Source organism: Phenylobacterium aquaticum (assembly GCF_947378715.1).
In the GTDB taxonomy this organism is placed as follows: Bacteria; Pseudomonadota; Alphaproteobacteria; order Caulobacterales; family Caulobacteraceae; genus Phenylobacterium; species Phenylobacterium aquaticum_A.
The window spans coordinates 1-7,338 of sequence record NZ_CANCLE010000177.1; the positions used below are offsets into that span (position 1 = coordinate 1).

The 7,338-nt window shown below is 69.0% G+C and carries 8 protein-coding genes; 4 read left to right on the plus strand and 4 right to left on the minus strand.

Annotated elements, in window-relative coordinates; genetic code table 11:
- From Q7P21_RS17775 to Q7P21_RS17790, 4 genes are all read right to left on the minus strand, one after another.
- Positions 1-671 (minus strand): flagellin (locus Q7P21_RS17775; protein WP_304178149.1); only part of this gene is annotated, 671 nt, incomplete at its 3' end.
- 242 nt (positions 672-913) lie between these two features.
- Positions 914-2,359 carry a deoxyribodipyrimidine photo-lyase gene (locus Q7P21_RS17780; protein ID WP_304178150.1) on the minus strand — a complete coding sequence of 482 codons (1,446 nt, stop codon included), beginning with the start codon at positions 2,357-2,359 and terminating at the stop codon, positions 914-916.
- A gap of 82 nt (positions 2,360-2,441) precedes the next feature.
- Complete coding sequence (radC, locus tag Q7P21_RS17785) at positions 2,442-3,185, minus strand: DNA repair protein RadC (protein ID WP_304170274.1); 744 nt, start codon at positions 3,183-3,185, stop codon at positions 2,442-2,444.
- A gap of 74 nt (positions 3,186-3,259) precedes the next feature.
- Positions 3,260-4,423 carry an acyl-CoA dehydrogenase family protein gene (locus Q7P21_RS17790; RefSeq protein WP_304170273.1) on the minus strand — a complete coding sequence of 388 codons (1,164 nt, stop codon included), beginning with the start codon at positions 4,421-4,423 and terminating at the stop codon, positions 3,260-3,262.
- Positions 4,424-4,655: 232 nt separating this feature from the next.
- Here Q7P21_RS17790 and Q7P21_RS17795 point away from each other — a divergent pair, with 232 nt between their 5' ends.
- The 4 genes from Q7P21_RS17795 to Q7P21_RS17810 form a co-directional block, all read left to right on the plus strand.
- Positions 4,656-4,904 carry an acyl carrier protein gene (locus tag Q7P21_RS17795; RefSeq protein WP_304170272.1) on the plus strand — a complete coding sequence of 83 codons (249 nt, stop codon included), beginning with the start codon at positions 4,656-4,658 and terminating at the stop codon, positions 4,902-4,904.
- Positions 4,901-5,809, plus strand: a complete 909-nt coding sequence (locus tag Q7P21_RS17800) for an amino acid--[acyl-carrier-protein] ligase (protein ID WP_304170271.1) — start codon at positions 4,901-4,903, stop codon at positions 5,807-5,809. Before Q7P21_RS17795 ends, Q7P21_RS17800 begins: the two co-directional genes overlap by 4 nt.
- Before the next feature lie 2 nt (positions 5,810-5,811).
- Positions 5,812-6,786 carry a DUF1839 family protein gene (locus Q7P21_RS17805; RefSeq protein WP_304178152.1) on the plus strand — a complete coding sequence of 325 codons (975 nt, stop codon included), beginning with the start codon at positions 5,812-5,814 and terminating at the stop codon, positions 6,784-6,786.
- 2 nt (positions 6,787-6,788) lie between these two features.
- Positions 6,789-7,338 (plus strand): hypothetical protein (locus Q7P21_RS17810; protein WP_304178153.1); only part of this gene is annotated, 550 nt, incomplete at its 3' end.

The following is a 7,338-nucleotide window of genomic DNA, read 5'->3' on the forward strand; positions in this document are numbered from 1 at the left end:
TGCAGCTTGCCGACGAAGGTCAGGTGCGAGGACAGCGACTTGGAGCCCGTACCGAGCTTGGAGAGCGCGGTCGAGACGTTGCCGATCGAGGTGGCGACGGTGGCGATCATGTTCGCCGCCGTGGTCTGGGTGCCGATCGAGTCGGTCGCGGCGACCGTCACGTTCGATCCGCCGAGCGAGAGATCCTGAGCATTGACGGTCAGCTTGGAGGTGCCGTCCGCGTCGGCCAGGGCGGCGATGGTGGTGCCGCCCGACTTGATCATGTTGACGCCGTTGAAGGTGGCATTGGTCACGGCCTTGCCGACCTGGTCGCGCAGGGCCTTGAAGTCTTCATTCAGCGCGGTGCGCGAGGAGGCGTCGAGGCTGGAGTCGGAAGCGGCGAGCGCCTTTTCCTTCATCTGCAGCAGCAGGTCCGACACGGCTTCACCACCGGCGATGGCGACGTCCACGGTCGACTGGCTGCGTTGCACCGAGTCCTTGACGGCGTTCAGCGAGCCGGAGGTCGAACGCTGGTTCTGGGCGATGGCCCAGATGGCGCCGTTGTCCTTGGCCGAGGCCACCTTCTTGCCGGTGTTGATGCGGTTCTGAACCTGCATCAGATCGGATTGAGTAGAGTTGAGGTTTTGCAGGGCGACCATGGCCCCGACGTTAGTGTTGACGCTATTCGGCATCAATTTGACCTTGTTCTGAGTTCTGAACACTCGTTTTGAGTGCTCATCGGCGTTTTGCCTGTCAGAATTAGTAGGTCATATTCACTAGCAAGGGATTACTGGCGGAAAATAGGCGATTAATACTTATTAATACAGATCAACAATTGATTTTATAGCAGAGCTTGGTGCTCCGAAAATTGGGGCTGGGGAAGGATTTTCGCCGAATATCTTGCGCTGCGGCATTCGACCAGGAGGGCGACGGGCTAGTCGCTGGCGGCGGCCTTCATGCGTTGATAGGCGTCCAGCGCGCGCTTGCGGGCGCCGTCATGCTCCACAATCGGGTGGGGATAGGTCAGGCCAAGGGTCACGCCACAGGCCGACAGAATGGCTGGGTCCGCGGTCCAGGGCGTATGAATCACCTTGGTCGGCAGCCGCGAGAGCTCGGGGACCCAGCGGCGGACATAGACGCCCTCCGGATCGAACTTCTCGCCCTGGGCCATGGGATTGAAGATGCGGAAATAGGGGGAGGCGTCGGCGCCCGAGCCCGCGGTCCACTGCCAATTGCCGGCGTTCGACGCGTGGTCGGCGTCGACCAGGGTGTCCCAGAACCAGGCTTCGCCTTCGCGCCAATCGATCAGCAGGTGCTTGGTGAGGAAGGAGGCCACCACCATTCGCACCCGGTTGTGCATCCAGCCGGTGGCCCACAGCTGGCGCAGGCCGGCGTCGACCATGGGATAGCCGGTGCGGCCGCGCCGCCAGGCTTCCAGGGCGATCGGATCGGTGCGCCAGGGGAAGAGGTCGAACTTGGCGTCGAAGTTCTCCCGCGCCAGATCGCGACCGCGCCCGGCGATGGCGGAGTTGAAATCGCGCCAGCCCAGTTCGGCCAGGAACTTCTCCATCTGGGCCTCGGACGCCGCGCCCCGGACAACGGCGGCCTGGGCGGCGCGCCAACAGGCCTTGGGGCTGATCTCGCCGAAGTGCAGGTGGGCGGACAGGCGCGAGACGCCCTCACGGTCCGGCCGGTCGCGGTCGGCGGCATAGGTGGCGAGGGGACCGTCGACGAAGCCTTCCAGTCGTTCGCGGGCGCCAGCCTCGCCCGGGATCCAGTCGGCGAAGCCGGCGGACCAGTCGGGCTTCGAAGGGTGCAGTCCCCACGCCGCGAGCGTGTCGCTGGCCGGCCAGACGCCAGGGGCGGTCAGAATGTCCGGGGCCGGCTGGGCCGCGCCGAGGGTGACCAGCTGGCGCGCCGTGCGCCAGAAGGGCGTGAAGACCGAGAAGGCGCCGCCGGTCTTGGTCCGCACCGCCTCGGGCTGGATCAGGTGCGCCCCATTGAAGCGACGGGGCTCGACACCCCGGGCGGTCAGCACCTCGGCCAGCCGGGTGTCGCGCGGGGCGAGGCCCGGATCGAACAGGCCGTTCCAGAGCACGGCCGAGGCGCCCGTCTCGGCGGCGAGCTCCGGGATCAGCCGCTCAGCGTCGCCCCGGCGCAGGGTCAGCCGCGAGCCCCGGGCCTCCAGGTCGGCCGCCAGCGCGGTGAGCGACTTGTCCAGCCACCAGAGGGACGCGGCCCCCATGGGCCGGACCTCGGGCGCCTCATCCAGCACATAGACCGGGATGACCGGAGCCTCGGCCTTCAGCGCGGCGGCCAAGGCAGGATTGTCAGCCAGGCGCAGGTCGCGGCGGAACCAGAGGATCACGGGGGAAGGCATGAGACCTCTACTGCCCAACCCCGCAACCGCGCACAACCACCCAGGCGATGCACAGGTCCGGCCAGGCGACGCCAGGCCGCCGTCAGAGCAGCCCCAGCGCCTTGAAGCTGGCCACGCCGTCGCGGCCGACCACCAGATGGTCGTGGATCGCGATGCGCAGGGCCCGGCCTGCGGCGATGATCTCCTTGGTCATGGTGATATCGGCGCCGGAGGGGGACGGGTCGCCGGAGGGATGGTTGTGCACCAGGATGATGGCGCTGGAGGACAGCTCCAACGCCCGGCGCATGACCTCGCGCGGATAGACCGGGGCGTGGTCGACCGTGCCGCGATTGAGCACCTCGTCGGCGATCAGCTGGTTCTTCTTGTCGAGGAACAGCACCCGGAACTGCTCGCGTGGCTCATGGGCCAGGGCGGCCTTCACATAGGCGTGGAGCTGGGACGAGGAGGTGATCACCGGTCGCCGCGCCACCCGCTCGCGGCTGACCCGCAGGGTGGCCTCGTGCAGAAGCTTGAGATCCAGGGCAACGGCCTCGCCGACGCCCGAGACGGTCTTCAGTTCGTCCAGCGAGGCGCCCAGCACCCCGCCCACCGATCCGAACCGGGCGAGCAGGGCCTTGGCGAGCGGCTTGACGTCGCCGCGCGGTATGGTGCGGAAAAGATAGAGCTCGATCAGCTCATAGTCGGGCAGGGCGGCGAAACCGCCCGCCGTGGCGCGATCACGCAGTCGGTCGCGGTGCCCGTGATAGTGGGGCTTGGGCGTCGGGGCGGGTTTGGGAAGCCCGGACCCCCAAAGCGCCGAAAGATCCGAAACTTCGCCGTTCGTCACGCCGTGCCTCGCGCGCTGTTCGGCGCAGAATGTTCCCCATATGTTCGGTCATTGCAAGTCTATCTGTTCAGGGTTCAGCCGAGGCCGAGTTTCGGGCGCTGGGCCAGCAGCAGGCGGGCCGAGCCCTCGCGCATGCGGCCATTGCCGATCATCAGCGGGGCGGAGTGCAGGTCGCGCACGTGGCGGGAGACGCTGAATTCACCGTCGCGGGCGTAGCCGGCGAAGCCGCAGATGGCCAGCGCCGTCTGGGCGGCGCTGAGGCAGGCTTCGGAAACGCTGGTCTTCAGGCCGTTATTGGCGGCCGCCTCCGCGAAGCCGGCGGGGCCTGGAGCGTCCCAGTCGAGGTCGGCGATGGCGGTGCGCACCCGGGCCTCGGCCAGTTGCAGGGTCTCTACGGCCTCGACCAGGCGCAGGGCGCCGGTGGGCAGCTCGGTGACGCCGGGCTTGGTCCGGCCGCGCAGGGCGCGACGGGCGCGGAGCACGGCGTCGGTGGCGATGCCGGTCCAGACCGCGCCCCACAGGGCATGGGAGACCGGGGCCATGGAACTGGCGGCGATCTCGGCGAAGGGGGTGTCGAAGATCTGGGCGGTGTCGCCCGAACCCTTGATCAGGAAGGCGCCGCTGCCGGTGCCGCGCATGCCCATGGCGTCCCAGCTCTGGCGGGACTCCATCTCAAGGCCAGCGCCTTCGAGGATGACCAGGGCCTGGTCGCCGGTGACGGCGTCGGGATTGGCCCGGGCGGTGAGGAACAGGGCGTCGGCGTCGAGCGCGTAGGAGATGGCGCTGGCCTTCTTCTCCACGGTGAACGCCCCGCCCTGGGCGACAATGGCGCAGATGCTGGTGCGGATGGCGCCGCCGATATCCACCTCGGAGGTCGCCGAGGCCAGCAGCAGCTGGTCCTGGCACAGGCGGCGCGCGAAGGCGGCGTGCCAGGGCTGGTGCAGGGCGTGGCGGACCAGGATGGCGACCTGGATGTGGTGCATGGCCAGGATCATGCCGGCGCTGCCGCAGGCGCCGGCCAGGGCCTGGCACTGGGCGGCGGTCTCGCCAAAGGTCAGGCCGAGCCCGCCCAGGGCCTTGGGAACCAGGGCGCCCAGCAGGCCGTGACGACGGAGTTCTGCGAAGGCCTCGGTCGGAAAGCGGCCGTCTTGATCGACGGCGCCGGCGGCCTCTCGGGCGGCTTCGACAACGCCGGGCGGAAGGGCGGACTTGGCGGTGGCCAGGAGGGGAGAACCCATGGACGTCGAGCTTTCTGTTTCCAACGGACAGCCGGTTATGGCGCAGGCCGGGTTTTTTTAACCTGAACGTGCGCATTAGAGACCGGCGCGGTCGGGACTTTGCAAAGCCCGTGCCGGGTCTGGGGCGTGCCGGGGTGGGACGTTCGGAGTGGGGTCAACAAGGCCCGCGAGCTGTCCTGGGGCGAAGCAAACCCAGGCGGGAACGCGGACTGAACGGTGAGAAGAGGCGCCTATGATTGGACGTATCCGGAGCCTGGTGGCGGAGTTCGCCGGCGAGAACGTCGATGTGGCCAAGCTGGGCGATGATGGCGATCTCTATCGCGCCGGCATGACCTCGCACGCCTCGGTTCAGCTGATGCTGGGCCTGGAGGAAGCGTTCGATATCGAATTTCCCGAGGCGCTGCTGACCCCCGACACCTTCTCGAGCATCGCCGCAATCGCCAGGGCCCTCGACGGGCTGGGCGTCGGGGTGGCCTCGTGAGCGAGACGCCCAGTCTGCTGCGCCGCCTGATCGACGCCGGCCTGTTCATCGACACCGGCGCGCCGGGGCTCTATGGCCGCAGCGGCGCCTTCGAGGAGGTGATCGACCGGATCGACGCGGCCTTCGTGCGCGCGGCCGGCGATGATGTGACCGAGGTGGTGCGCTTTCCGCCCGGCATGAACCGTCGCGTCTTCGAGACCAGCGGCTATTTGAAGAGCTTCCCGCAGCTGGCGGGCACCGTCCACGCCTTCTGCGGCGCCCATTCCGACCATATGGACCTGCTGGAGCACCTGGCCGCCGGCGAGGACTGGATGGGCAAGCAGGAGCCGACCGAGGTCGTCCTGACCCCCGCCGCCTGCTATCCGCTCTATCCGGTGGTCGCCGCGCGCGGCCCCCTGGCCGAGACCGGCGGGCTGTTCGACCTGCAGTCCTACTGCTTCCGCCACGAGCCCTCCGATGACCCGGCGCGGATGCAGATGTTCCGCATGCACGAGATGGTCCGGCTGGGCGACCAGGATCAGGTGCTGGCCTTCCGCGCCCAGTGGCTGGAGCGGGGCCAGGCCCTGGTGACCAGCCTGGAACTGCCGTTCAGCCTGGACCTGGCCAATGACCCGTTCTTCGGTCGCGGCGGCAAGCTGATGGCGGCGGGCCAGCGGGCCCAGCAGCTGAAGTTCGAACTGCTGGTGCCGATCCACAGCGAGGAGCACCCGACCGCCTGCTTCAGCTTCAACTACCACCAGGACCACTTCGGCCTGACCTGGGACATCAAGACCGCGGCGGGCGAGGTGGCGCACACCGCCTGTGTCGGCATCGGCCTGGAGCGGGTGGCGATCGCCTTGTTCAACCAGCATGGCCTGTCTTCGTCGGCCTGGCCGGTCGGGGTGCGCAAGGCGCTGTGGGGCTAGGGATGCAGCGCGCGATCCCAGCGCCAGATCCCCAGGCTTACGCCGCGCATCGCCTGCATGACGCGGCGCGATCCTGGCCGCTGAGCAACTGCTATATCGACCTGTGGATCGAGCTCCTGACCACGGCCGGGCGGCCGCCCGAGGCCATGCTGAGCTTCGCGGTCGAACTGGATTTCGAAGGCGACCAGTTCACCTTCGCCAAGCCGGGGCTGGACGACTTGCGCCGGCTCTACGGCGTCACCGTCCAGGAGCTGGCGGTCTATGACCGCATCGAGGCCCATCTGGAGATCCAGATCGCCCGGGGCCGGCCGTGCCTGGTCGAGGTCGACAGCTATTTCCTGCCCGACACCAAGGGGCTGAGCTACCGGCTGGAGCACGGCAAGACCACGGTGGCGGTCAACGCCCTGTCGGCGGCCGGGCGGCGGATGGAGTACTTCCACAACGGCGGCTATCACCTGCTCGAGGGCGAGGACTATGACGGCCTGATGGCCGGCTACGCCCATGGCGACACGCCTTTCCTGCCCTATGCGGAGGTCGTGAAGTTCGCCGCCGCGCCGCCGCCGCTCGCGGACCTGCGTGACCAGGCCTGGGGGATGCTGGCCGGGCGTCTGGCCCATCGGCCGGCCAGCTGTCCGATCTCCGCCTTCCAGGCCCAGCTGCCGCAGGCGGCGGCCCGGGCGGCGGCGCGCGAGCCCGGCTATTTCCACCTCTACGCCTTCAACACCCTGCGCCAGCTGGGCGCCGACTTCGAGCTGCTGGGCGATCACCTGGACTGGCTCGACCCGGGGATGGAGCCGCTGGCCGGCTACGCCCGGGCCATCGCCCAGAGCGCCAAGGCCGCGCAGTTCAAGCTGGCCCGCGCCTGCGCCAAGCAGAAGTTCGACGGGCTGGAAACCAGCCTCGACGCCGCCGCCCTCGCCTATGGCCAGCTGATGGCCGGGCTCGACGCCCGGGTCCGCTCCGTCGTCCCGGCCTGACCATGCGCAGGTTCGGCGGCGACGATCGCATCGAGCATCTGCGGACCGGCTGGAGCCTGGCGCTCACCCCGCCGGACGCCTGCCCGACGCCGGCCGAGGCCGCAACGCTGGCGGACTGGATCGCGGCTGAGGTTCCCGGAACCGCCGCCGGCGCGCTCGAACGCGCCGGGCGTCCGACCGAGGGGCTGCATGGCCAGGACATCTGGTGGCGTCGCCCCCTGGAAGGCGTCGGCCCCCGCCTGCTGCGCTTCGAGGGGCTGGCGACCGAGGTCGAGGTCTGGCTCGACGGCGCGCAGATCGCCGCGACCTCGTCGATGTATGAGGCCCTGGAGGTCGAGGTCGAACTGTCCAGCGACCATGTGCTGTGGCTGGCCTGCCGGGCCCTGGTCCCGATCCTGGCCCGCAAGGCGCCGCGCGCCCGTTGGCGGCCGAAGATGATCCCGAACCAGGGGCTGCGCACCGTGCGGACCACCCTGCTGGGCCAGACACCCGGCTGGACGCCGCCCTATGACGCCGTCGGACCCTATCGCGAGGTGAGCTGCATCACCCGGG